The 21796-nt window shown below is 73.1% G+C and carries 20 protein-coding genes; 6 read left to right on the top strand and 14 right to left on the bottom strand.

Annotated elements, in window-relative coordinates; translation table 11 throughout:
- Nucleotides 1–610 precede the first annotated feature (610 nt).
- The 5 genes from ACFXGN_RS30270 to ACFXGN_RS30250 form a co-directional block, all read right to left on the bottom strand.
- Complete coding sequence (locus tag ACFXGN_RS30270) at nucleotides 611–1585, bottom strand: ABC transporter substrate-binding protein (protein ID WP_384865221.1); 975 nt, start codon at nucleotides 1583–1585, stop codon at nucleotides 611–613.
- Nucleotides 1586–1652: 67 nt separating this feature from the next.
- A complete protein-coding gene (locus ACFXGN_RS30265) occupies nucleotides 1653–2492 on the bottom strand; it encodes an amino acid ABC transporter ATP-binding protein (RefSeq protein WP_384865219.1) in 840 nt (279 codons plus the stop codon).
- On the bottom strand, nucleotides 2489–3391 hold the full coding sequence (locus ACFXGN_RS30260) for an amino acid ABC transporter permease (RefSeq protein WP_384865217.1): 903 nt from the start codon (nucleotides 3389–3391) through the stop codon (nucleotides 2489–2491). The genes ACFXGN_RS30265 and ACFXGN_RS30260 overlap by 4 nt, the downstream gene beginning before the upstream one ends.
- Nucleotides 3392–3430: 39 nt before the next feature.
- Nucleotides 3431–5236 (bottom strand): FAD/NAD(P)-binding protein, encoded by a 1806-nt coding sequence (locus ACFXGN_RS30255; RefSeq protein WP_384865216.1) that lies wholly within the window; start codon nucleotides 5234–5236, stop codon nucleotides 3431–3433.
- Nucleotides 5233–6099 carry an amino acid ABC transporter permease gene (locus ACFXGN_RS30250; RefSeq protein WP_384865214.1) on the bottom strand — a complete coding sequence of 289 codons (867 nt, stop codon included), beginning with the start codon at nucleotides 6097–6099 and terminating at the stop codon, nucleotides 5233–5235. The genes ACFXGN_RS30255 and ACFXGN_RS30250 overlap by 4 nt, the downstream gene beginning before the upstream one ends.
- Nucleotides 6100–6596: 497 nt before the next feature.
- Here ACFXGN_RS30250 and ACFXGN_RS30245 point away from each other — a divergent pair, with 497 nt between their 5' ends.
- Nucleotides 6597–7094 (top strand): GNAT family N-acetyltransferase, encoded by a 498-nt coding sequence (locus tag ACFXGN_RS30245; RefSeq protein ID WP_384865213.1) that lies wholly within the window; start codon nucleotides 6597–6599, stop codon nucleotides 7092–7094.
- Nucleotides 7091–8068 (top strand): ABC transporter substrate-binding protein, encoded by a 978-nt coding sequence (locus ACFXGN_RS30240; RefSeq protein WP_384865211.1) that lies wholly within the window; start codon nucleotides 7091–7093, stop codon nucleotides 8066–8068. The genes ACFXGN_RS30245 and ACFXGN_RS30240 overlap by 4 nt, the downstream gene beginning before the upstream one ends.
- Before the next feature lie 235 nt (nucleotides 8069–8303).
- Here the strand turns inward: ACFXGN_RS30240 and ACFXGN_RS30235 are convergent, their stop codons facing one another.
- A complete protein-coding gene (locus ACFXGN_RS30235) occupies nucleotides 8304–9629 on the bottom strand; it encodes a DUF5685 family protein (protein WP_384865209.1) in 1326 nt (441 codons plus the stop codon).
- A gap of 323 nt (nucleotides 9630–9952) precedes the next feature.
- Here ACFXGN_RS30235 and ACFXGN_RS30230 point away from each other — a divergent pair, with 323 nt between their 5' ends.
- Entirely contained in the window at nucleotides 9953–10387 is a 435-nt protein-coding gene (locus ACFXGN_RS30230; RefSeq protein ID WP_384865207.1) for a cell division protein SepF, read from the top strand.
- A gap of 36 nt (nucleotides 10388–10423) precedes the next feature.
- Here ACFXGN_RS30230 and ACFXGN_RS30225 read toward each other — a convergent pair whose 3' ends face one another.
- Nucleotides 10424–12205, bottom strand: a complete 1782-nt coding sequence (locus ACFXGN_RS30225) for an MFS transporter (protein WP_384865205.1) — start codon at nucleotides 12203–12205, stop codon at nucleotides 10424–10426.
- A gap of 404 nt (nucleotides 12206–12609) precedes the next feature.
- Here ACFXGN_RS30225 and ACFXGN_RS30220 point away from each other — a divergent pair, with 404 nt between their 5' ends.
- Nucleotides 12610–13482 carry a phosphatase PAP2 family protein gene (locus tag ACFXGN_RS30220; RefSeq protein ID WP_384865203.1) on the top strand — a complete coding sequence of 291 codons (873 nt, stop codon included), beginning with the start codon at nucleotides 12610–12612 and terminating at the stop codon, nucleotides 13480–13482.
- A 64-nt stretch (nucleotides 13483–13546) separates the two neighbouring features.
- On the opposite strand, the gene ACFXGN_RS30215 is transcribed toward ACFXGN_RS30220, so the two are convergent.
- The 4 genes from ACFXGN_RS30215 to ACFXGN_RS30200 all read right to left on the bottom strand — a co-directional run bounded on the left by ACFXGN_RS30215 (nucleotide 13547) and on the right by ACFXGN_RS30200 (nucleotide 17280).
- Nucleotides 13547–13762, bottom strand: coding sequence for an I78 family peptidase inhibitor (locus tag ACFXGN_RS30215; protein ID WP_384865201.1), 216 nt, complete (start codon nucleotides 13760–13762; stop codon nucleotides 13547–13549).
- A gap of 292 nt (nucleotides 13763–14054) precedes the next feature.
- Nucleotides 14055–15062, bottom strand: coding sequence for a helix-turn-helix transcriptional regulator (locus ACFXGN_RS30210; RefSeq protein WP_384865199.1), 1008 nt, complete (start codon nucleotides 15060–15062; stop codon nucleotides 14055–14057).
- 230 nt (nucleotides 15063–15292) lie between these two features.
- Entirely contained in the window at nucleotides 15293–16567 is a 1275-nt protein-coding gene (locus tag ACFXGN_RS30205; protein ID WP_384865198.1) for a glycosyltransferase, read from the bottom strand.
- A 134-nt stretch (nucleotides 16568–16701) separates the two neighbouring features.
- Entirely contained in the window at nucleotides 16702–17280 is a 579-nt protein-coding gene (locus ACFXGN_RS30200; protein ID WP_384865196.1) for a transglycosylase family protein, read from the bottom strand.
- A 215-nt stretch (nucleotides 17281–17495) separates the two neighbouring features.
- Here ACFXGN_RS30200 and ACFXGN_RS30195 point away from each other — a divergent pair, with 215 nt between their 5' ends.
- A complete protein-coding gene (locus tag ACFXGN_RS30195; protein ID WP_384865194.1) occupies nucleotides 17496–18278 on the top strand; it encodes a hypothetical protein in 783 nt (260 codons plus the stop codon).
- A 269-nt stretch (nucleotides 18279–18547) separates the two neighbouring features.
- Nucleotides 18548–18817: a hypothetical protein gene (locus ACFXGN_RS30190; RefSeq protein WP_384865192.1), complete on the top strand. Its 270-nt coding sequence runs from the start codon at nucleotides 18548–18550 to the stop codon at nucleotides 18815–18817.
- Nucleotides 18818–18892: 75 nt separating this feature from the next.
- Here the strand turns inward: ACFXGN_RS30190 and der are convergent, their stop codons facing one another.
- The 3 genes from der to cmk form a co-directional block, all read right to left on the bottom strand.
- Complete coding sequence (der, locus tag ACFXGN_RS30185) at nucleotides 18893–20341, bottom strand: ribosome biogenesis GTPase Der (protein ID WP_351788969.1); 1449 nt, start codon at nucleotides 20339–20341, stop codon at nucleotides 18893–18895.
- Nucleotides 20342–20411: 70 nt separating this feature from the next.
- The gene (locus tag ACFXGN_RS30180) at nucleotides 20412–21116 is read right to left on the bottom strand and encodes a lysophospholipid acyltransferase family protein (RefSeq protein WP_384865190.1); all 705 of its coding nucleotides are present in this window, start codon (nucleotides 21114–21116) and stop codon (nucleotides 20412–20414) included.
- Nucleotides 21053–21736, bottom strand: a complete 684-nt coding sequence (cmk, locus tag ACFXGN_RS30175) for a (d)CMP kinase (protein ID WP_384865240.1) — start codon at nucleotides 21734–21736, stop codon at nucleotides 21053–21055. The genes ACFXGN_RS30180 and cmk overlap by 64 nt, the downstream gene beginning before the upstream one ends.
- Between the last annotated feature and the right edge of the window lie 60 nt (nucleotides 21737–21796).

Below are 21796 nucleotides of genomic sequence, written 5' to 3'. Positions count from 1 at the left end.
CGGGTCCCGGGGGTCCCGGGGGTCCCGGGGGTCCCGGGGGTCCCGGGGGTCCCGGGGGTCCCGGGGGTCCCGGGGGTCCCGGGGGTCCCGGGGGTCCCGGGGGTCCAAGACCCAAGACCCAAGACCCAGGACCGGGATCCGAGGCCCGAGGGCGGGGCCCTGAGCCCGAGGCCCGGGTCCCGGGCCCTGTCCTCGGGATCCGGGATCCCAGGCCTGAGCCCGGGGCTTGAGGCCTGAGGACTGCCCCCCAGGCCCGGGGACGGGGCCCGGGGGGGGCAGTCCGGGGACGGAGCCGGGGGCGGGGCCCCGGGGCCCAAGGACGGGCGGGCCGGGTGGCCCCGCCGCCCCGGCCACGATCAGCACGGGGCACGGCCGACCCGGGCACGGGCCGCCCAGGCCACGGCCGACCCGGGCACGGGCAGCGCGAGGCACGGGCCACCGTCAGCACGGGCCACGGCCGACCCGGCCCACTGTCAGAGCGAGGCACGGTCGGCACGGACCACAGGCTGCACGGGCCAGGGCCGACCTGGGCACGGTCGGCACGGGCCGCCCTCAGCGCGAGGCCCGGCCCGCACGGTGTCCGCCCCGTCCCCGGGGCCCCCGGCGCGGGTCAGTTCTTGGTGCGGGGCAGGCCCGGGGGGTTGATCTCCGACTTCGCCACGGCCTCGCTGTCCAGGCCCCAGCGCTTGAGGACCTGGGCGTAGGTGCCGTTCTCGATGAGGTGGTCGATCGCGGCGGCGTAGGCGGCGACGAGTCCGCTGTCCTTCTTCGTGGTGGCCGCGATCTTGCCCTGGAGTCCGGCGCCCGCGCCGGAGAACTTGCCGACGGCCTCGGTCTGTCCGGCGGTGGCCACGTGGTAGGCCACGGTGGGGTTGGGGCCGAGGTAGCCGTCGATGCGGCCGGACTGGAGGGCGAGGTAGTAGTCGGTGGTGTTGTCGTAGTACTTGATGTCGACGCCCTTGCGTCCGGCCTTCTCGTTCTGCTGCGACCAGTCGACGAGGATCTTCTCCTGGTTGGTGCCGGTGCCGACCGCGATCCGCTTGCCGGAGACGTCCTCCGGCCCCTTCACCTTCCAGCCGGACCCCTTCTTGGCCTCGAAGGCGAGGTCGTCCAGACGGTAGGTGGCGAAGTCGTACTTGTCCTTGCGCTCCTCGGTGACGGTGACGTTGGAGAGGACGCCGTCGTACTTGCCGCTGTCGAGGCCGACGAAGAGGTTCTCCCACGACACCGCGTTGAACTCGGGCTTCAGACCGAGGGCGTCGGCGATCAGGGTGGCGAGGTCGAGCTCGACGCCGATCAGCGTCGTGTCGTCGGTGGCGCGGAAGGCGAGCGGCGGGTTGCTCTTGGCGGAGACGCCGAGGATCAGGGTGCCTCTCTCGCGGACGGACTTCGGGAGCTTGGCGGCGAGGGCCTCCACCTTGGCGGTGTGGACGCGCTTCTGGTCCGGGCCCAGGTTGATGCCCCCGCCCTTGTGGCCCTCGGGCTTGACGGTCTCGATGGCGGCGTCTCCCGAGCCGCAGGCGGTGAGGACCCCGAGGGCGGTGAGCGAGGCGAGGGCGGTGAGAACGGTGCGACGGGTCTTCACGGCAGTGCTCCTGTTACTGGGAAAAGGGAAACGCGGAAAGCGGAGGAGAGGAGATGAGGGGAGGAGGTCAGAGGACCTTGGAGAGGAAGGCGCGGGTGCGCTCGTGGCGCGGGCTCTCCAGGACCTCGGCGGGCGGGCCCTGTTCGACGATCCGGCCCTCGTCCATGAAGACCACCGTGTCGGCGACCTCGCGGGCGAAGCCGATCTCATGGGTGACGACGATCATCGTGGTGCCGGAGGCGGCGAGGTCCTTGATGACGTCGAGCACCTCGCCGACCAGTTCGGGGTCGAGCGCGGAGGTCGGCTCGTCGAAGAGGAGCAGTCCGGGTTCGAGGGCGAGGGCGCGGGCGATGGCGACCCGCTGCTGCTGTCCGCCGGAGAGCTGCTTGGGGTACGCCTGCGCCTTGTCGGCGAGCCCGACGCGTTCGAGCAGGGCGAGGGCCGCCGCCTCGGCGTCCTTGCGGGGGCGTCCGAGGGCCGAGACGGGCGCCTCGACGATGTTCTCCAGGACGGTGAGGTGCGGGAAGAGGTGGAAGTTCTGGAAGACGAAGCCGATGCGGGTGCGCTGCTTGAGGATGTCCCGTTCCCGCAGCTCGTACAGCTTGTTCCCGGAGCGGCGGTAGCCGACGAGGACGCCGTCGACGCTGACGGTGCCGCTGTCGACCTTCTCCAGGTGGTTGATGGTCCGCAGCAGGGTGGACTTGCCGGAGCCGGAGGGGCCGAGGACGACGGTGACCTCGCCCGCGCGGACGTCGAGGTCGATGCCCCGCAGGACGTGGAGGGCGCCGAAGCGCTTGTGGACGGAGCGGATCTCGACCTTGGCGGTGGTGCCGGGAGCGGTGGTGCCGGGGGCGGTCCCGGTCGCCGGTTCCCCGGTCGTGGTGGCGTCGGCGGTGACGGAGCTCATCGGGTGCTCCCCTTCGCGTAGTGGCGTTCGACGTAGTGCTGGACGACGGAGAGCGCGGTGGTGAGCAGGACGTACCAGGCGGTGGCGACCATCAGCAGCGGGACGACCCGGCCGTTGCGGCCGTAGACGACCTGGACCTGGTAGAAGAGTTCGCCGATCGCCATGACGGAGACGATCGAGGTGCCCTTGAAGAGCGAGATGATCTCGTTGGCGGCGTTGGGCAGGATCGAGCGCATGGCCTGCGGGAGCACGATCCGGCGCAGTTGCCGGAGCCTGGGGATGCCGAGCGAGGCCGCCGCCTGGAGCTGGCCCTCCTCGACGGCGAGGACTCCGCCGCGGACGATCTCCGCCGCGTACGCCGCCTGGTGCAGGGCGAGTCCGAGGACGGCGGCGCTCATCTCGCCGACCAGGCCCATGGTGTCGAAGGAGAGGAAGCTCGGCCCGAAGGGGACGCCGATGCTCAGCTCCTTGTAGAGGTAGGCCAGGTTGAACCAGAAGAGCAGCTGGACGATGAGCGGGATCGAGCGGAAGGCCCAGATGTAGCCGAAGGCGACGGTCCGCAGGAACGGGCTGGCCGACAGGCGCATGAAGGCGAGCACGATGCCGAGGGCGAAGCCGAGGGCGGTGCCGTAGAAGGTGAGCTGGAGGGTGACCCAGACGGCCCGCAGGACGGTCTCGGTGGTGAAGAACGCGGCGAAGACGTTCCATTCCCAGCCGGGGTTGGTGACGAGCCCGTGGACGAACTGGACGAGCAGGACGGCGGTGACGGTCACGGCCACCCAGCGCCAGGGGTGGCGGACGGGCACGACGACGAGTTCCCCGGTCGCGGAGGGCCCGGAGGGTGCCGACGGGCCCTCCGTACGGAGGTCGGTGGCGGGCGGATCGCTGGTGAGAGACATGGCGGTTCCTCGGAGGGATGGGGTGCGGGCGGCGCGGGATCAGGCGCTCAGCGGGACGGGGAGCCGGCGTTCCCGGTCGCGCAGGAGGGTCAGGGCGGCCCGTGCGGTGACGTCGTTCTGCCCGAAGGCGACCCCGCCGGTACGGGGGCGGCTGAAGGCGCTGCCGGTGCGGGCGGTGGTGTGCGGGCCGAGGGCGAAGCGGCGTGGGTGGGGGCGGCCGTCGCGTTCCAGGAGGCGGCCGTCGACGGGGTCGACGACGAGGAGGCCCGCTCCGGTGGCCCGTACCCCTTCCTCGTACAGGCCCCGGAGCAGCGGGCTGCCGGTGTGTTCGAGGGTGGGGTCGGGTATCCGGGCCTCGACGAGGGCGCGGGCTTCGGTCCACTCGCCCGGCAGGGCGCGGGACGCGGCGCGGAAGAGACCGCGTTCCTCGTCGGCCTCGACGGTGACGCCCGGGCCGAGGAAGCGGACGAGTCCGGCGCGGGAGAGCGCGAGGAGCTGGTGGAGCCGGGGGCCGGGCGGGCCGGAGGCGAAGTAGCTGAAGAAGCCGTGCCACCAGGGGCCGGGGTCCAGTTGCTTGCCGAGCCGCAGGAGCTGTCCGTAGACCGAGAGGAGCCCGGCGAAGACGGCGGCGTCGGCGCTGTGGGCGGGGTCGTGGCGCCGGGTGACGTCCTCGGTGATGTAGGCGCGCAGACCGTTCTGGAGGGCTTCGGCGGAGTCGTAGCGCAGACCGTCGAGGGGGTGGTCGAGGGTGTCCGGGTCCAGCCGGTCGGCGGGGTCGGGGACGGCGGCGGCGACGAGCGCGGTGACCTCGGCGCCGAGCGGCGGGGCTTCGGCGTAGGCCGGTTCGAAGTCGCTCCAGGCGAGCGCGGTCCGCTCGGGGTGGGTGGAGAAGAGCCGGTGGTAGTGGGCCCAGCCGAGTTCCTTGGCGATGAGCGGCCACACGTCGCGCCGGAAGTCGACCGGGCCGCCGCGCCGGAGCAGGGCGTCGGTCTGTTCGGGCCCGAAGAAGCGGGGCAGCGGGGGCCGTTCGCCGTCGAGGCGGTAGCCGATCTTGGAGTGGTACGGGACTCCGCGCCGGGAGCCGACGTACAGGACGGGTTCCTTGCCGGAGGGCACGTAGACGAGCGTCTCGCCCTCGCCCTCGTAGCGTCCGCCGCGGCCCTCGGTGAGCAGCACCATCAGGTCGACGAAGGCGAGGCCGAAGCCCCGGACGAGGACGGGTTCGCCCGCGGGCAGGGCGGCGAGGTCGGCGTCGGCGGTGAAGTCCGGCGGCAGGTGCAGGAGTTGATGCCGGGCGGCGAAGTCGCTCAGGGCGCGCTGTTCGGCGTCGGGCCGGGCGTCGAGGTGGCCGACGGTGAGGACGACGAGGTCGGCGGGGAGGGGGGCGGCGTGCCCGTCGAGCCAGACCCGCTGGCGGCCGTCGCGGGGGCCGCCGACGCGCAGGGCGGTGGTGCGGTGCTCGTGGACGGTGACGGAGGCGGGCAGGGCGGCGCGGGCCCGCTCGTACACCCAGCGCAGATAGGCGCCCTGCTGGGGGCGGCTGGCGAAGTGGCGGCCGTCGATGCCGGCCCATTCGGCGAGGGTGGGTCCGGGGCGGACCGGTCCTTCCAGGGCGACGGTCTCGTCGGTGAACATCGTGACGTCCTCGGCCTGGGAGTTCATCCAGAGCAGCGGGGACTGCGCGGTGCGCCAGATGCGGCCGGGGCCCGGCGGGTGCGGGTCGACGAGGTGCACGTCGAGGGGGGTGTCGCCGTACAGCTCGGGCAGGTTGGCGGCGAGCCGTTCGAGGAAGCCGGTGCCGCGCGGCCCGGCGCCCACGATCACGATCGAGGGGCGGGGGCTCATCGGGCACCCGCCGTACCGCGGGCGTAGCGCTTCTCGACGTAGTGCTGTCCGATGCCGAGGACGGAGGTGACGGCGACGTACCAGAGGGTGGCGACGAGGAGCAGCGGGACGACCTCGTACGTGCGGTGGTAGATCAGCTGGGTGGAGTACAGCAGGTCCTGTACGGCGATGACGGAGACGATCGAGGTGCCCTTGAGGGTGCCGATCAGCATGTTCCCGGCGGGCGGGACGATGGCGGGCATGGCCTGCGGGAGCACGATCCGGCCGAGCCTGCGCCACCGGCCGAGGCCGAGGGACTGGGCGGCCTCGATCTGGCCCCGGTCGACGGAGAGGATGCCGCCGCGCACGACCTCGGCGGCGTAGGCGGCCTCGTGCAGGGTGAGGCCGATGACGGCGACGGAGACCGGGCCGAGCAGGTTGACCGTGCTGACGCCGAGGATCTGCGGGTAGAGCGCCCCGATGTTGAACCAGAAGAGGAGCTGGACCAGGATCGGGGTGGACCGGAAGAACCAGACGTATCCCCAACTGACCGCGCGCAGGACGGGGTTGGCGGAGAGCCTGAGGACGGCGAGCAGGGTGCCGAGGGCGAAGCCGAGGGCCATCACGAGGGCGGTCAGCCACAGGGTGAGGCCGAGTCCGCGCAGGACGGACGCCGAGGTGAAGTAGTCGGCGACGACGTCCCACTGGAAGGCCCTGTTGCCGATGACGGAGACGAGTCCGAGGGCGAGGAGGACGAGGACGGCGCCGGCGGCGGTCCACTGCCCGGCGCGGCGGGCGGGGACGATCCGCGGGGCCGGTTCGTCGGGGGGTGGTTCCCCGGCCGTCCTGCCGGGGTCGGTGAGCGTGGCGAGGGGTGTCGACATGCGAAGGCTCCGTGGATGCCAGGGGGCGGATCGAACACGGGAGTGCGAACGGGAACGCACGGTGGCGTTCGTCCGGGAGTCCGGACGGCGGCGCACGGCGGCGCCGGTCCGGGAGTGCGCCTTCACACGCACGGCGAGCGATGAGCGCGGAGCCGGGCCCCTCAGCCCGATGTCCGCCCTGTGAGGCTACGGCCGTCGAGCGGAGGCTTGTCAAGTCCGTCCGGAATATGAGCTGTTCGTCTCGTGCCGGTTGACGGGGAAACGGATGCCTGTTCCACTGGGCCCATGCATTCGCAGCAGCTCGTCACGCGCTCCCACATCGACTTCGGTCGCGTGTGGTCCTCTTCCTGTTGAGCCGTCCCGCTGTCCTGCCCTGCTGTTCCTCCTTCTCCGCGACGTCTTTCGTGACGCCTCTCGCGGCTCCTTCACCTGCGCGGCACTGAGCTCAGACTCCCCTCGCCCCACCTTTTCCGGCTCTCTTCACCCGAAAGAGACCCATGCCTCTCACACCCCACCGTGAGTCCGCGCTGTCCGTGCGCAGGACCACGGCCGACGACCCGTTGGCGCGCCCGCTCCTCGACGAACTGGCGCACGAGTACCTGTCCCGGTACGGCTCCGCGCACGATCTGAGCCGTTATCCGGCGGCGGAGTTCGCCCCTCCGCACGGCGCCTTCCTGCTCCTCCTGGAGCGGGGCGGGCCCGTGGCGGGCGGCGCGTACCGCCGTTACGACGACCGGACCGCCGAGCTGAAGCGGATCTGGACCCATTCGGCGCACCGCAGGCGCGGTCTCGCCCGCCAGGTCCTGGCCGCGCTCGAACGGGACGCCGCCGACCGCGGCTACTCCCGTCTCTATCTGACGACCGGACCACGTCAGCCGGAGGCCAAGGGCCTCTATCTGGCGAGCGGCTACCGCCCGCTCTTCGACGTGTCCGCCGATCCCGAGTCGATCGGCCCGCTGCCGTTCGAGAAATTCCTGGAGAACCCGAAGCCATGAGTACGCGTACGAGTTCCGGCACCGCCCGCACCGCCCTCGCGTTCGGTCTGATCACCGCGGCGGCGCTCGGCCTCACGGCCTGCGCCGGCGGTCAGCCCGCGACGGCCCCCGCCGGGGCGGCGGGCGCTCCGGCCGCGGGGAAGGGCACGCTGCCGACCGAGGACGTCGTGGCGGGGGTGCGGAGGAACGAGGCGGCGGTGCGGCTGCTCCCCGCCGACGTGCGCGGGCGGGGCAGCTTCACGCTGGCCTCCTCGGTGGCGACTCCGCCCAGCTCGGCGTATCTGCCCGACGGGAGGACCGTGGTCGGGGTGGACGCCGACTTCGCGGCGGCCGTGGGCAAGGCGCTCGGCCTCGAGGTGAAGCGCGAGGTGGTCGGCTTCGAGGCGATCCTGCCCGCGCTGGGCAGCGGCAAGTACGACGTGGGGACCGGGAACTTCGGGGTGACGGAGGAGCGGCGCAAGGCCATCGACTTCGTGACGTACATCAACGACGGCCAGGGCTTCGCGAGCCGGGCGGACAGCTCCCTGAAGGCGGTCACGGACCTGACGCAGCTGTGCGGTCTGAAGGTGGCCGTGAACGCGGGCACCACCTTCGAACGGACCCTGGAGCAGAACAAGGACCGGTGCGCGCGGGCCGGGAAGCCGGCGTACGAGGTGAACGTCTACAGCGAGACGGGGGCGATCTGGATGTCGCTCCAGCAGGGCCGCAGCGATGTGGTGATGAACACGATCAACGGCGTGCGGTACGCGGTGACACAGCAGCGGAACGTGAAGTTCCTCAACGAGTACCGGCGGCTCGACGTCGGTTTCGCCTTCAAGAAGGGCACGGCGCTCGCGCCCGCCTTCCAGGCCGCGGTCAACGGCCTGAAGGCGGACGGCACGTACGACCGGATCCTGAGGAAGTGGGGGGTGACGGGGTCGGGCATCGAGACCTCGCGGATCTCCCCGCCGGAGATCCCGGCGCCGACGAAGTAGCCGGAGCGCCCGGCCCGGGGACCGCCCGGCGGTGGACCCGCCCGGCCCGGGATCCCGACCGTCCTGCGCCCGCCCGGCCCGGGGACCCAGCCCGTCCTGCGCCCGTCCGGCCCGGGACCCATGCGGTCCGGGGCCTGCCCTGCTCGGGACCCACGCGGTCCGGGGCCCGTCCGGCCCGGGACCCGCCCTGCTCGGGGCCCAGCCCGGTCCGGGACCCGCCCGGTACCGGCGCCCGTCAGCAGTTGCAGCCGCAGTCGCAGCCGCCGCAGTCACCGCAGCAGCCGTCGCCCTCGCAGCACGAGGAGCAGTTGCCGCAGCAGTCACAGCAATCGCAGCAGTCGCTGGGGGCGTACTGCTCGCAGAGCCCCTCGCGCCGCTGTCTGCTCCAGGGGTCCTCGAAGGTCCCGCAGCACATCTGGCAGGTGCAGGCCATACCGATCCAGAGGGCGCACCCGGCCATGAGCCCGCGCCGGTCCGGCGGTCCGGGCGGCAGCGGTCCGCCGGGGCCACCGGGTCCGCCGGGACCGGGCACCCAGGGCCCGCCGGGGCCGCCGGGGCCCTGGGGCGCGTACGGGTTGCCCGGGACGGGGCCGCCCGCCCCCGGGGAGGCGTACGGGCCGCCCGCGACCGGTTCCCGGGCGTCGTGACCGGACCCCTGGCCGTACGCGTGCCCCCGGCCCGCTCCCTGGGCGGTGTGGGAGCAGCTCGTGGTGCCGAAGGCGCGGTCGACGGAGGTGCGCAGTTCATGGGCGAGCAGGACGTGGACCAGCTTGCCGTCGGTGAACTCGGCGTCCCTCAGGGCGAGCCGGACGCCGTGCAGGGCGTCGTCGGCGAGCCTGCGGGCCTCCGCCCGGGAGGTGCCGGTCGCGGTGAGCGGGTTCCAGGCGCCGCGCGCCGCGTCGGCGCTCTGGTCCTCGACGGCGTCCAGGAGGTGGGCGAGGCGGCCGAAGAGCCGTCCCGCCTCGGCGAGCGGTCCGGCGTTCCCCGGCCGTCCGGCGAGGACGGCGGTGTGCGCGAAGGCGGCGGCGGTGGCGGTCTCGGTGGGTTCGGTGACGGCGAGGAGCGGGGTGCCGGGTCCGGCGAGGGTCTCGATGCCGGTCTGCCGGTCGACGGCGTCGACGAGGACGGCGGTGTCGAAGCCGAGGGTCCGGCCGGTCCGCGCGCCCGCCCGGTCCCAGGAGCGGGCGACCCGGCGTGCGGCGGCGGCGACCGGGCGGCGGGCCAACAGGCCGTCGCGGTCGGCGACGTGGTCCCGCACCTTCGCGGAGGCGAGGACGAGGGAGACGGCGGCGGCGAGCCGGGCGCCCTCGCCCCGGGCGACGGGCGCGGTGCGCATCCCGCGCAGCGGACAGGGCCCGGCGGTGCGGCGTCCGGTGGCCGTCGCACCGGTCTGAGCCTCCGTCAGGACCGAGACGATGAGCCCGTCGTAGTTGGTGACGATCCGGGCGAACTGCCCGTGATCGGCGCGCAGGGCGAGGCAGAGGCCGCAGAGGTGGGCCATCCACTCCGTCTTGAGGCCGTCGGTGAGACGGTGCGTGCAGGGTCTGACGATTCCGAACAAGGACTCCCCCGTGAGTCATGGTCTGGCCGATTCCGAGTGGCCGGTGAGCGGCCTCGCGGCATCGTGGGCGAGCGGCGCGTTCACCCGTACGCGCCCATCGTCACCCTTCCGGACCGACTTTCATATTTTCATCTGCATGGCCCTCCCTCAGCGGCCGTATACCTTATGTTTCCTGACGATTCGCCAGCAAATGTCGCTCACGTTCTGCACCAGTACCGTCACGAATCCCCTGCGCGCCGACTATCCACTTGGCGCGCGATCCGCATCATGGTCGACGATAGGGATTGCGGAACCACAAGTGACCGCGCTGAAAGGAGGCCTCCATGGGATCGGTGCGCAAGGCGAGTGCCTGGCTGGGACTCGTCGAGGACAACGACGAGCGTTACTACGACGACGAGTACGCCGACGGTGCCGAGAGCGGCGAGGCCTGGGTGACGGACCCCCGGGTCCGGGTGGCCACGGACACCGCCGAGGACCGGGGCCGCCGGATCGCCACCGTCTCCCCGGACGGCTTCCGGGACGCCCGGGGCATCGGCGAGCTCTTCCGGGACGGTGTCCCGGTGATCGTGAACCTGACCGCGATGGAGGGCAACGACGCCAAGCGCGTGGTCGACTTCGCCGCCGGTCTCGCCTTCGGCCTGCGCGGTTCGATCGAGCGGGTGGCGACGCGGGTCTTCCTGCTGACCCCGGCCGACACCCGGATCATCACCGGTGACGCGGGCCGCCGCCGCGAGGACGGCTTCTTCAACCAGAGCTGAACGGGTCCGCCGGACCGGCCGGGCACCCCTCCGGGGTCAGTGCCCCGGACGCCCCGAGCCGGCGGGCTCGATCGCTTCCCGGGTCGCGGGCACCCGCGGCCCGGCGACACCGTCCACCGCGCCCGTCACGGCCGTCCCACCCGGCACGGTCTTCCCGTCCGGCACGGTCTTCCCGTCCGGCACGGTCTTCCCGTCCTTCGCGTCGGCTCCGGCCGTCGCGTCCGTCCCGGAGTCCGGCGCCCGCGTCGGCTCCGCCCCGGCGGGATCGGGATCGGGATCGGCCGGACACTCCATCGCCAGGGGCAGCCGCAGGGCCATCAGCGCGCCCAGGAGCAGCAGCCCCGCGCTCACGAAGAGCGTGACGTGCAGCCCGTTCACGAAGGCGTGCCGGGCCGCCTGGTGCAGGGCCCCGCCCGCCGCGCCGCCGAGCTGTCCGGCGACCTGGTAGGCCTCGCCGAGCGAGTTCGCCGCCGCCCTGCTCGCCTCCGCCGGGACCCCGGGGACCGTGGCGAGCCCGGGGGCGTACGCCGCGTTCATCACACTGCCGAGCAGCGCGATGCCCATGCCCGCGCCGAGCTGGTACGAGGTCTCGCCGATCGCCGCCGCCCCGCCCGCGCTCCGCTGCGGCGCCTCGCTGAGCATCGACTCGTACGCCGAGAAGAGCGTGGTCTGCAGGCCGAAGCCGAGCAGCACGAAACCGGTGGTGAGCAGCAGCGGCCGGTCGTGCTGTCCCATCAGGGTGAGCAGCAGCACGGCGACGGCGGTCAGGACGAAGCCCCAGCCGACCATCCGCCGGGGCCCGATCCTGCGCAGGGTGTACGAGCCGGTGGCACCGGCGGCCATGGCGGCGAAGGTCAGCGGGAGCAGCCGCAGCCCGGTCTCCAGGGGGCTGAGGCCGAGGACCAGCTGGAGGTACTGGACGGCGATGAGTTCCAGGCCGACCAGGGCCAGCATGGCGAGCACGATGCAGCCGACCGAGGTGGTGAAGGCCGTCCGGGAGAAGAGCCGCATGTCGATGAGCGGGTGCGGGCGCCGCTTCTGCCGCCGGGCGAAGAGGATCAGGAGGGCGGCGCCGATCAGCAGCGGACCGGCGGTCGGCAGGGCCAGGACGGGGTCGCCCGCGCCCGCGCGCTTCACCCCGAGGACGCAGCCGAGGACGCCCGCGGCGGCCATGAGGGCACCGAGGACGTCCCAGGGGCCGTCGGCGGAGCCCCGGGACTCGGGCAGGAGGCGGCGGCCGAGCGGCAGGATGAGGGCCATCAGCGGGATGTTGATGAGGAAGACGGAGCCCCACCAGTAGTGCTCGACGAGGAAGCCGCCGAGGACGGGCCCGGCGGCGGCCCCTATGGCGGCGACGGCGGTCCAGACGCCGATGGCGGTGGCGCGCTCCCGGCGGTCGGGGAAGACCGCGCGGAGGATCGAGAGCGTGGCGGGCATGATCATGGCGCCGCCGACGCCGAGCAGCGCGCGGGCCGCGATCAGCACCTCGGGGGTGGTCGCGAGCGCGGCGACCGCCGAGGCGATGCCGAACAGCCCGTAGCCGAGCAGGAGGACCCTGCGCCGTCCGACCCGGTCCCCGAGGGTGCCGAAGAGGATGAGGAGGGAGGCGCAGATCAGGGGGTAGGCGTCGACGATCCAGAGCAGCGCGGTGGAGCTGGGCCGCAGGTCCTCGGTGAGCGAGGGGACGGCGACATGGAGGATGGTCGCGTCGAGGGCGACCAGGAGGAGGCTGACGCAGAGGACGACGAGGACGACCCAGCGGTTGGCACCGCCGTCGGCGGCACGCGGTCGTGCTGGGGCCGTGTGCGTCCGCGACATGTACGTACCTCCCAGTGGAACTCTCGCGCTCGGCGGGTCCTGACCAGGGCGTATGGCCCCGGGGCGGTCCGGCATCGACGGGCGAGCGAGCCGTCAGCGTACGCGAGTTCAAGCCTCGAGCGCGTGGCGCAGCTCTCACCCCGGCGGAGCTCGTGGTGTGGCGTACGCCACTCGGGCCGTCCGCGCGTCGCATGGAATTCCGTACGGACAGACGTTTGAAACGAATTCCGTACGCTCAAACACCCTTCCGGATTCACCCCTCCGGAATTAGGGCGGAAGGTCATCCGATTTCCTGACGGACGCCTGGAATAGGCCGCCCGATGAGACCTGTTCCACATCACATCAACATCACGAAGGGAGCGGATCGACCGGGTCTGCTTCTCACTCCCTGTAACGTCGATTGGGTGCGTACCGACATCTTTGCCCGGCTGGACCGGGAGCCGGAACCGCCGAAGATAGAGGTCCCGGGGATGACCCGCACGCGTCTCGCCCTCTTCGGCGGGACGTCGGCGTTCTATCTCGCCATCGTCGTGGCAGTCCTGCTGTCGACCTGGCTGGTGACCCTGGACTGGAAGATCATGCTCTTCCGGCCCTACCAGCAGTGGCCCGAGCTGCACGGCTTCCTCGACTACTTCGTCGTCCTCGGCCAGCGCGGCCCCACGGCCGTCATGGTGGCCGCCTGGCTCGGCTGGCGCTCCTGGCGCCAGCACAGGCTGCGCCCGCTGCTCTGCCTCGGCGCCGCCCTGCTGCTGCTCAACGTCTCGGTGGGCGCGGTCAAACTCGGACTCGGCCGTCTCGGCCCCCACTACGCGACGCAGATCGGCTCGGCCGAACTCTTCGCCGGCGGCGACATATTCCCCTCGGGTCACACCGCCAACGCGGTCGTGACCTGGGGCATCCTCGCCTATCTGGCCACCACGCCCCGGGCCAGGCGCTATCTGTCGGCGCTCTCCGCCGTGGTCGCGCTCGGCGTCGGCCTGACCACCGTCTACCTGGGCACCCACTGGCTGAGCGACGTCCTGCTCGGCTGGGCCGCCGGGCTCCTCGTCCTCCTCGCACTGCCCTGGTGCGAGCCGGTCATCGCGGTGGCGGAGTCGCGGATCCTGGCCGTGCGCGACCGGATCGGGGAGCGGCTGCGGGACCGCCGCCGTCTCGTCCCCTCGCTGCCGGTGGCCTCCGGCGGCCCGCGTCCGGGGTTCTTCCCGCCGCGTCAGCAGGGCGCGGAGGAGCCGGTGGGAGTGGCCGGCGGGCGCCGCACCCCGGCGACCCGGGGCTGATCCGCCCCCGTACCAGGAAGGGCCCCGGCCGTCATCGGCCGGGGCCCTTCTCCGTGCCCGCCGGTCAGCCCGCCCAGCAGCGGGTGACGGTGCCGCCCTCGACCTCGAAGTTGAGGCGTCCCTTGAGGTACTCCATGGTGACGATCGAGCCGGGGGGCAGGGACCTGACCGTGGTCCACCCCCGGGACCTGGCGAGCCGCTCGGCTCGGTCGGCACCGAGGCCCACATAGGACTCGGGGGCGTCGCCGGACGGACGGGGAGTGTGCGGTGTGGGTGCCATGACCCTCACGTTAGTCCTTCAGCGGTCACGCTTGTGTCACAAGTTCTCGACATATGTTTGGTTCACCGCCGGTCACCGGGAAGGGCGGTTTTCGGCCGCTTCTCCGGCAATTCCGCGCACGGTCCGCCGGTGCGTACGAAGATCACGGAAAGCGGGCCGGAACGCGCGCAATTCCCCGTCCCCGCCGAGCTCCCCGCGGAATTGCCCGACGACGTCCCCCGCGAGCCGCTCACGCTTCCCTTACAGAATGCTTACGAAGGACGGGAGTTCACCGCGCGCGGACGAAGGCGGCTCACGCGTCCCCCGCGGGCCCTTCGCCGGACCGGTCGAAGGCACCGCCGGACCGGTCGAGGGCGCGGGACAGCAGATCCCTGAGCGCCCGTACCCGGTCGGCCAGTTCCGGCGGATCGATCACCTCGAAGTCGAAGCCGATCATCGACACGTGGATCACCATCACGTCCAGGCTGTGGGCGCCGGTCCGCAGCAGACAGCTGTCCTCGCCCTCCGCCGTGAGGACCCCGTCGGCCGCGCCGACCGCCTCGGCGGCCACCGCGAGCGGCACGCGCAGCCGGACGGTCGCCGTGGTCGGGTACACGCCGGTGGACACGCCCTTCGCCACATAGGCGGCCAGGTCATCGGCGGGCGGCTCGCGCGGCGGGAAACGGGGACCGTGCGGCGGGGTGGGCACGATCCGGTCGGCCCGGAAGGTCCGCCAGCCCTCCCTGTCCACGTCCCAGGCCACCAGGTACCAGCGGCGTTCGCTGCACACCAGGCGGTGCGGCTCGGCGGTCCGGCGGGTGACCGTCCCGCCGTGGTCGCGGTACTCGAAGCGCAGCAGCTCCGCGTCCCGGCAGGCGTGGGCGAGTCCGGTGAGCACCGCCGGGTCGATCCGCTCGCGCGGGGTGCGCAGCATGGGCACGGTGAAGGCGTTGAGGGCGCTCACCCGGCGCCGCAGCCGCCCCGGCAGAACCTGCTCCAGCTTGGCCAGGGCCCGTACGGAGCTCTCGCCGATGCCCTCGACGCCCTGCCCCGCGGCGGCGCGCAGACCCACCGCCACGGCCACCGCCTCCTCGTCGTCGAGGAGCAGCGGCGGCAGTTCGGCCCCGGCGCCGAGCTGGTAGCCGCCACCGGTGCCGGGGCTGGCGTTGACCGGGTATCCGAGGGCGCGCAGCCGGTCGACGTCCCGCCGGACGGTCCGGGGCGTGACCCCGAGCCGTTCGGACAGCGCGGCCCCGGACCACTCCCGGTGGGCCTGGAGCAGCGAGAGCAGACGCAAGAGGCGTGCCGAGGTCTCCAACATGGCACCGAGTCTCCCAGCCCTCGCGGACAGGTCCGGTCCGCGAGGAACCCGGGGATGCCGCGATGCCGCCGGGGCGGCGGGCGGCCGGGCGGCGAGGTCCCGCCGGGCGGGCACCGTCCGCGCCCTGCCTGGGGCGCCCCCGGCGCACGCGCGCCCGGGGTACGGACGGGACGTGCCCGGCTCCGATCCGGCCGGTGGTCCCGGCGCACGCCGACCGGGGCCCTGTCCGGTCAGCGGAAGCGGCGGACCTGGCGGCCGGCCTTCGCCTTCAGGGTGTAGACGGCGTCGACGGCCCGGCCGGTCAGCCGGTGGGCCGCCGCCCTCGCCGGTGTGTGGGTGCGGGCCCTCGCGCCCCGCTCGACCAGTTCCGTCCACAGGGCCTCGTGCCGGGCGGCGATCCTGGCCGGGTCGAACCGCTCGGACGCGGCGAGTGCCGCGCGCGCGGTCCTGGCGCGCAGCTCCCCGTCCTCGACGAGCCCGCGCAGCGCCCGCGCGAAGGCGGCCGTGTCGTCCACCGGCACCAGGAAGCCGTCCACCCCGTCCTCCACGATCTCGCGCGGCCCGTGCGGGCAGTCCGTGGAGACCACCGGCAGTCCGCAGCGCATCGCCTCGACGATGGTCATGCCGAAGGACTCGCGCTGCGAGGTCACCGCGGCGATCGAGCCCTTGGCCAGCTCCGGTTCGAGCGGGGTCACCGAACCCATGAGGAAGACCTGCCCGCCGAGGCCCCGGCTCTCGATCTGCCGGGTCAGCGGCCCCTTCAGGTCCTGCACGGCGTCCCCGGAACCGTAGATCCGCAGCTTCCAGTCGGGGTGGTCGGCGGCCACTTCGGCGAAGGCGTCGATCAGCAGGTCGTACCGCTTGACGCGGGTCAGCCGTCCGGCGGCGACGACGGTCCTCGACGCCGGGTCGGCGGGCCCCGCCGAGGGCGCGGGCACGCTGTTGGGCACGGACTCGATCCGTACGCCGGGCAGCCCGAGCCGCCGGTACGCGCGGGCGTCCGCCTCGGTGACGGTCGTGACGGCGTCGAGGAGCCGGTACTCGTGGCGGATGTCCCGGCGCAGCCGGTGGCTGTGCCCGTCGAGGATCAGGTGTTCCTGGCCGACGAGGACGGGACCGCGCCGGGCCTGCCGGGTGAGGTGGACGTTGAGCCCGGGGCGGGTGGCGACGAGGACGTCGGCCTCGACCCCGCGCAGGTGCTCCCCGATCCGGGCGTCGGTGAGCGCGCTGTACTGCTTCCAGCGTCCGTCGCCGCGCGGGAAGACCTCGGCGGGACGGTGGAAGTCGGGGTGGTCGCCGTCGTACCCCGGGCTGTCCTTGCGGACGTCGACGAGGTGACGCAGGGTCACCCCCGCGGGGAGCCCGAGGAGCGGACGGTCGCGGTGGCGGAACACCGAGACGATCTCGACCTCGTGACGCCCCGCCAGTTGCTCGGCGAGGGTGAAGGTCGTCCGGATGGTGCCGCCGTAGTGGTAGCCGTTGTGGAGCAGAAAGGAGATTCGCATCGCGCTGCCGGTTCCCCCCGGTCAGTTGATCGGTCGCCCGACTGTACTTGCCGGTGGCGGACGGCCGCCCGGGGCGGTGGCCGGAGCCGCTCCGCGCGGGCCCGGGCGGGTGCCGGAGACGGTCCGGCGCCGTCTCAGAGGGGTGCGATCCGCAGCATGGTGCCGATGACGAGCCGGTCCGGATCGGCGCCGATCAGCTCCCGGTTCGCCGTGTAGAGGGCCTGCCAGCCGCCCTCGACGCCGAAGCGGCGGGCGATCGAGCTGAGGGTGTCGCCGCTCTGCACGGTGTGGACCCGCCCGCTCAGGCCGTACCGCTTCGCGCAGGCGGGCCACGCGCCCCAGCCCTGGGTGCGGAGCACCTCCTCCGCGACGGCGATCTGCTGCGGGCGGGTCGCCAGGTCGGCGCGCCGGGCGTACGTCTGGCCGCCGTGCTCGACCCACGTCGGGTGCCAGAACTGGAGTCCGCCGTAGAAGCCGTTGCCGGTGTTGGCGTCCCAGTCTCCGTTGGACTCGCACTCGGCGACGCACCCCCAGGGCCATTGGTCGGCGGCGCAGGGGTAGGAGGGCGCGGCGGCGGCGCGGGGCCCGTCGAAGACGTGCCGAGGCGCGGCGGAGGGGGCCCCGGCGCGGGCCGGAGCGGGGGCCAGGGTCAGCAGCGCGGCCACGGACGACACCACGAGGGAACCGGCTGTACACCATCGGATCTTCGACATCGGGGCAGGCTAGGCAGCCCCGGGCGGCTCCGGTCCGTGCCGCGCGGAACACCGCGCGCACCCCACCCGGTCGGAGTCACCCGCCCCGGCGCACGCGCCCCGGGCAAGTTCCCCGGCTTCCGCGCGTGACCCCCGCCGAGCCTGACCCGTTGAACTCGGCATGAGACGCCCGGGATCGGCCCGGCGTCTCCCGTGTCTAGTCCAGGGAGTCCCCCGTGCCGCGCATGCTCGACGTCAGCGAGGACGTACGCGCCGAGATCGGCGACGAAGAAGCGGACCGGCTGCTCGCCGGTGACAACACCCCGGGCAGCTACGACTGCACCTCCTGCCGCACGCCGGGCGACTCCGACCAGGAGCGCACCAGCACGGTGCTGTTCGTCGGCGACGAGACCGCGGTCCTCGCCTTCGCCCACGCCAGCTGCATCCCGTCGCAGGTCGTCCGGGTCGCCGAGGAGCAGCTCCAGGGCGCCGTGGCCTCCATCACGGCGGCGGACACCGCCGACGCGCTGTCCGCCGCCCACCCCGAGCAGGCGGTGCTCGGGGTGACCAGCGGTCTCGTCCTGATCGAGGGCGAGCTGCACCCGGCGCTGGTCGTGGAGCCGACCGCGCCGGTCGCCCGTCCCGGTACGGACGGTCTGACCGACGAGTTCCTCCCGCTCCTGGCCGAGCAGGGCTTCCATCCCGTCGGGGACCTCAACGAGAAGCCCGGGGTGCTGCCCGGCTGGTCCGTCCTGGTCGCCATGGGCCAGTTGCACTCCGTGCTCCAGCCCGGTCCCGGCGGCGCGGGGCAGGCCGCCTGGTGGCAGGCGCACCAGCCCCTCCAGGTCACCGAGGGCTGGCGCGCGGCGGCCAACAAGTCGCACACGGTGCTCGTCTTCGCCGCCCCGGTCGGTTCGATCGGCCAGCAGCCGCGCGAGGACCTGCTGCGCGACGCCCTGGAGAAGGCGGCGGCGAACGGGCGGCTGGTCGCCGCCGCGATGCCGCTGGCCGGTACCTGATGGAGGACGGCCGCCCCGCCATAGGACGGACGGGAGGTTCCGGGCCGCCCTTCGGTCCCGGGCCCTCGGGACCGGCGGGCGAAGGCGCGGGCGGCGCGGCGGGCGGGCGACGGGGAGGCCCGGTGGGGGGCGGGACCCCGGCCGTTCCGCGCCCCCGGCGTGCGCCCCTTTCGGAGAGCCGCCCGCATCCGACGGGCGGCGGGGTCGTTGGCACCTACGTGCACTCATACGACCCGTTCCGCCCCCCGTACCCGAATCCGATCCCCGCGATGCGCCCCGCGCGGGACGACTCCCCCGGCGGCTCGCCCACGCCGATCTACGACGCCCTGTACGCGGAGTACCGCAGGTCGTTCCGCACCCTGCCGGGTGATCGCAGCAACGAGGAGGAGCTGAGATTCCGGGCCTTCGGTACGCAGGTGAGCACGGGCCTGTACGGGACCGGGCAGCCGTACCACCGGTACACGGCGCATCCTCCGGCGTGGTCCGCGCAGCCCCCCGCGCAGGCGGCGCTGCCACCGGGGCCCCGCCGGGGTTACTGAGGGCACCGGGGGGACGGCAGAGGGCCGGGGCGTGTCGTACGCCCCGGCCCTCTGCCGTGTCCGGTTCCCCGGCGGCTACTTCTTGCGGCTGCGCTTCTCGCGCACCCGCACCGAGATGTGGATCGGGGTGCCCTCGAAACCGAACTCCTCGCGGAGACGGCGCTCGATGAAGCGGCGGTAGCCCGCCTCCAGGAAGCCGGAGGCGAAGAGCACGAAGCGGGGCGGCTTGGTGCCCGCCTGCGTACCGAAGAGGATGCGGGGCTGCTTGCCCCCGCGGACCGGGTGCGGGTGGGCCGCGACGATCTCACCGAGGAAGGCGTTGAGCCGACCGGTGGGGACACGGGTCTCCCAGCCCGCCAGCGCGGTCTCGATGGCCGGGACCAGCTTCTCCATGTGACGGCCGGTCTTGGCGGAGACGTTGACCCGGGGGGCCCAGGAGACCTGCTGCATCTCGGTCTCGATCTCGCGCTCGAGGTAGTAGCGGCGCTCCTCGTCCAGCTCGTCCCACTTGTTGTAGGCGATGACGATGGCACGGCCCGACTCGACCGCCGTCGTGATGATGCGCTGGTCCTGCACCGAGATGTTGTCGGTGGTGTCGATGAGGATGACGGCCACCTCCGCCTTCTCGATGGCGGCGGCCGTACGCAGGGAGGCGTAGTAGTCCGCGCCCTCCTGGAGGTGGACCTTCTTGCGGATGCCCGCGGTGTCGACGAACTTCCACGTCACGCCGCCGAGCTCGATCAGCTCGTCGACCGGGTCGCGGGTGGTGCCCGCCAGCTCGTTGACGACGACCCGGTCCTCGTTCGCCACCTTGTTGAGGAGCGAGGACTTGCCGACGTTGGGGCGGCCGATGAGAGCGATGCGGCGGGGGCCGCCGACCGCGTCGCCGAAGCGCTGCTCGGGGGCCTCGGGCAGCTTCTTGAGGACCTCGTCGAGGAGGTCGCCGGTGCCGCGGCCGTGCAGCGAGGAGACGGGGAACGGCTCGCCGAGGCCCAGGGACCACAGCATGGTGGCATCGGCCTCGCCGGACTGTCCGTCGACCTTGTTGGCGGCGAGGACGACCGGCTTCCCGGCGCGGCGGAGCAGCCTGACGACGGCCTCGTCGGTGTCGGTGGCGCCGACGGTGGCGTCCACGACGAAGAGACAGGCGTCGGCGGCCTCGATGGCGTACTCCGCCTGGGCGGCGACGGAGGCGTCGATGCCGAGGACGTCCTGCTCCCAGCCGCCGGTGTCGACGATCTTGAAGCGGCGTCCGGCCCATTCGGCCTCGTAGGTGACGCGGTCGCGGGTGACGCCCGGCTTGTCCTCGACGACGGCCTCGCGGCGGCCGATGATGCGGTTCACCAGGGTCGACTTGCCGACGTTCGGCCGGCCGACGACGGCGAGGACGGGGAGCGGGCCGTGACCGGCCTCCTCGATCGCGCCCTCGACCTCGTCGATGTCGAAGCCCTCTTCGGAGGCGAGCTCCATGAACTCCGCGTACTCGGCGTCGCCAAGTGCCCCGTGGTCGTGCTGGTCGTTCATGAAGTCCGTTCCTTGATCATTCGTGGTCGGTGGGTCCCCGGGCCGCGGGGCCCACTACTGAGAGTCTCGCTCAGCGCCCGGTGAGGCGCCTGGCGTTTTCCAGGTGGCCGGTGAGCTTCCCCTGGATGCGTACGGTGGCCTCGTCCAGCGCCTTGCGGGTGCGGCGGCCGGAGCCGTCGCCCGCTTCGAAGGCGTCGCCGAAGACGACGTCGACACGGCCGCGCAGCGGAGGCAGGCCCTTGACCAGCCGTCCTCTGCGGTCGGTGCTGCCGAGCACCGCGACCGGGACGATCGGCGCCCCGCCACGGACGGCGAAGTACGCCAGTCCCGAGCGGAGCGAGGCGAAGTCGCCCTCGCCCCGGGTGCCCTCGGGGAAGATTCCGAGGACGCCGCCCTGCTCCAGGACGCCCAGGGCGCCCGCTATCGCGGTGCGGTCGGTGCTTCCGCGGTCCACCTCGACCTGCCCGATGCCCTTCAGGAAGCCGCCGAGCGGGCCGACGAACGCCTCCTTCTTGATGAGGAAGTGCACGGGCCGGGGCGAGGTGCCCATGAGCATGGGGCCGTCGATGTTGTGCGCGTGGTTGACGGCGAGGATGACGGGGCCGGAGGCCGGTACCCGCCAGGCGCCGAGGACGCGCGGTCTCCAGAAGCCGTACATCAGCCCGATGCCGATGCGACGGCCGACGACGGCGCCCTTCTCCGAGGGCGGGGTCACCGGGCGGTCGCCCCGTTCCGCACGCCCGCGCGCCGCTCCTCCACCAGGGTGACGACGCACTCGATGACCTGGTCGAGGGTGAGCTCGGTGGTGTCGACCTCGACGGCGTCGTCGGCCTTGGCGAGCGGGGAGGTCTTCCGGCTGGAGTCGGCCGCGTCCCGCTTGACCAGGGCTTCCCTGGTGGCGCTGACGTCGGCGCCCTTCAGCTCGCCGGAGCGGCGGGCGGCGCGGGCCTCGGGCGAGGCGGTGAGGAAGATCTTCAGGTCGGCGTCGGGCAGGACGGTGGTGCCGATGTCCCGGCCCTCGACGACGATGCCGTGCGCGGCGCTCTTCGCGATGGAGCGCTGCAGCTCGGTGATGAGGGTCCGCACCTCGGGGACAGCGCTCACGGCGCTGACCTTGGAGGTGACCTCCTCGGTCCGGATGGGACCGGCGGCGTCGGCACCGTCCACGGTGATGGTGGGCCGGGCCGGGTCCGTACCGGAGACGATGACGGGCTTGGCGGCGGCGTTGGCCACGGCGTCGGCGTCGTGGACGTCCACACCGTTGCTGATCATCCACCAGGTGATCGCCCGGTACTGGGCGCCGGTGTCGAGGTAGCTCAGCCCCAGCTCGACGGCGACCGCCTTCGAGGTGCTGGACTTGCCCGTGCCGGAGGGCCCGTCGATGGCGACGATCACGGATTCCACGGTGGGAACACCTTCCTGGGGTGAGCGGCGGGGCCCGGCGGAGTCGCGGGG

Origin of the sequence: Streptomyces sp. NPDC059247, from assembly GCF_042754005.1 — a bacterium.
Taxonomy (GTDB): domain Bacteria; phylum Actinomycetota; class Actinomycetes; order Streptomycetales; family Streptomycetaceae; genus Streptomyces.
The sequence above is the reverse complement of the archived record's forward strand: the minus strand, read 5'-3'. Positions and strand labels throughout refer to the sequence as shown.